Origin of the sequence: Limosilactobacillus antri DSM 16041 (genome assembly GCF_000160835.1) — a bacterium.
Classification (GTDB): Bacteria; Bacillota; Bacilli; order Lactobacillales; family Lactobacillaceae; genus Limosilactobacillus; species Limosilactobacillus antri.
In genome coordinates this window covers 1-3,093 of record NZ_GG700741.1, presented here as the reverse complement: position 1 = coordinate 3,093, position 3,093 = coordinate 1, and the positions used below count along the sequence as shown (strand labels likewise).

1 rRNA gene is annotated in these 3,093 nt (G+C 51.2%); it reads right to left on the bottom strand.

Annotated elements, in window-relative coordinates:
* Positions 1-29: 29 nt before the first annotated feature.
* Positions 30-2,953: ribosomal RNA gene (locus HMPREF0494_RS10630) — 23S ribosomal RNA — on the bottom strand.
* Positions 2,954-3,093: the final 140 nt, after the last annotated feature.

Below are 3,093 nucleotides of genomic sequence, written 5' to 3'. Positions count from 1 at the left end.
TCTCTTCTCAATAAACCTTACCGCTTCGCTTGGTTAAGTCCTCGACCGATTAGTAATGGTCCGCTCCATACATCACTGCACTTCCACTTCCATCCTATCTACCACATCATCTTTGTGGGGTCTTACTTCCCCGAAGGGAATGGGAAATCTCATCTCGAGGCGAGTTTCACACTTAGATGCTTTCAGCGTTTATCTCGTCCATACATAGCTACCCAGCGATGCTCCTGGCGGAACAACTGGTACACCAGCGGTATGTCCATCCCGGTCCTCTCGTACTAAGGACAGCTCCTCTCAAATTTCCTACGCCCGCGACGGATAGGGACCGAACTGTCTCACGACGTTCTGAACCCAGCTCGCGTACCGCTTTAATGGGCGAACAGCCCAACCCTTGGGACCGACTACAGCCCCAGGATGCGATGAGCCGACATCGAGGTGCCAAACCTCCCCGTCGATGTGGACTCTTGGGGGAGATAAGCCTGTTATCCCCAGGGTAGCTTTTATCCGTTGAGCGATGGCCCTTCCATGCGGAACCACCGGATCACTAAGCCCGACTTTCGTCCCTGCTCGACCTGTCTGTCTCGCAGTCAAGCTCGCTTGTGCCTTTACACTCTCCGAATGATTTCCAACCATTCTGAGCGAACCTTTGGGCGCCTCCGTTACCTTTTAGGAGGCGACCGCCCCAGTCAAACTGCCCACCTGACACTGTCTCCCAGCACGTTCAGTGCTGCGGGTTAGAGTGGTCATAATGCAAGGGTAGTATCCCACCAGCGCCTCTAGCGAAACTAGCGTTCCGCTTTCTACGGCTCCTACCTATCCTGTACAAGCAGTACAAACACTCAATATCAAGCTACAGTAAAGCTCCATGGGGTCTTTCCGTCCTGTCGCGGGTACCCTGCATCTTCACAGGGATTTCAATTTCACCGAGTCTCTCGTTGAGACAGTGCCCAGATCGTTACGCCTTTCGTGCGGGTCGGAACTTACCCGACAAGGAATTTCGCTACCTTAGGACCGTTATAGTTACGGCCGCCGTTTACTGGGGCTTCAATTCTGAGCTTCGCCGAAGCTAACCCATCCTTTTAACCTTCCAGCACCGGGCAGGCGTCAGCCCCTATACTTCATCTTACGATTTTGCAGAAACCTGTGTTTTTGATAAACAGTCGCCTGGGCCTTTTCACTGCGGCTGGCCTTGCGGCCAGCACCCCTTCTTCCGAAGTTACGGGGTCATTTTGCCGAGTTCCTTAACGAGAGTTCACTCGCTCACCTTAGGATTCTCTCCTCGACTACCTGTGTCGGTTTGCGGTACGGGCAGTTGAATACTCACTAGAAGCTTTTCTCGGCAGTGTGACATCGGCGACTTCGTTACTTTAATTTCACTCCCCATCACAGCTTGTCAACCCGCAACTAAGCATTTGACTCAGTTACTGACTTGCTGCTTGGCCGCACTCTTCCAATCGTGCGGTTCGCTTAGCCTCCTGCGTCCCTCCATCATTCAAACGCATTCAACTGGTACAGGAATCTCAACCTGTTAGCCATCGCTTACGCCTTTCGGCCTCGGCTTAGGTCCCGACTTACCCTGGGAGGACGAGCCTTCCCCAGGAAACCTTAGTCATTCGGTGGACAGGATTCTCACCTGTCTTTCGCTACTCATACCGGCATTCTCACTTCTAAGCGCTCCACCAGTCCTCACGGTCTGACTTCGCCGCCCTTAGAACGCTCTCCTATCACGTGCACGTAGTGCACATCCACAGTTTCGGTAATATGCTTAGCCCCGGTACATTTTCGGCGCAGGATCACTCGACTAGTGAGCTATTACGCACTCTTTAAATGGTGGCTGCTTCTGAGCCAACATCCTAGTTGTCTATGCAACTCCACATCCTTTTCCACTTAGCATATATTTAGGGACCTTAACTGGTGATCTGGGCTGTTCCCCTTTCGACGGTGGATCTTATCACTCATCGTCTGACTCCTGAGTATAAATCTATGGCATTCGGAGTTTATCTGAAGTTGGTAACCCATGACGGGCCCCTTGTCCAAACAGTAGCTCTACCTCCATGATTCTTGTCCTCAAGGCTCCCCCTAAAGAGATTTCGGAGAGAACCAGCTATCTCCAAGTTCGTTTGGAATTTCACCGCTACCCACACCTCATCCCAGCCATTTTCAACTGACACGGGTTCGGTCCTCCAGTGCGCTTTACCGCACCTTCAACCTGGACATGGGTAGGTCACCTGGTTTCGGGTCTATAACTACATACTTCTTACGCCCATTTAAGACTCGCTTTCGCTACGGCTCCGACTTTTCCGTCTTAACCTTGCATGCAATCATAACTCGCCGGTTCATTCTGCAAGAGGCACGCCGTCACCCTTTAACGGGCTCCGACTGCTTGTAGGCACATGGTTTCAGGAACTCTTTCACTCCCCTTCCGGGGTGCTTTTCACCTTTCCCTCACGGTACTGGTTCACTATCGGTCACTAGGTAGTATTTAGCCTTGCGAGATGGTCCTCGCTGCTTCCGACGGGGTTTCACGTGTCCCGCCGTACTCAGGATCCTGAACGGAGAATGTGACGTTTCGTCTACGGGGCTATCACCCTCTCTGGCACAGCTTCCCAGCTGTTGCGACTACGTCGCATTTTGGTAACTCCATTGTTCAGTCCTACAACCCCAGCAAGCAAGCTCACTGGTTTGGGCTCTTCCCCTTTCGCTCGCCGCTACTCAGGGAATCGATGTTTCTTTCTCTTCCTGCAGCTACTGAGATGTTTCAGTTCACTGCGTCTTCCTCCTGCTGGCTATGAATTCACCAGTCAGGTAACCAGCGACTAAGCTGGTTGGGTTTCCCCATTCGGAAATCTCCGGATCAAAGCGTACTTACCGCTCCCCGAAGCATATCGGTGTTTGTCCCGTCCTTCATCGGCTCCTAGTACCAAGGCATTCACCATGCGCCCTTCATAACTTAACCTTGATGATCACTTCGTGATCACCTTGATTAATTGAGTTAGCGATTATTTCGTTAATTAAACTCAAATAACGCGGTGTTCTCGGTTTATTGTTTTCAATAAAAAGAAATTAGATATTATTTAGTTTTCAAAGTACAAGCTC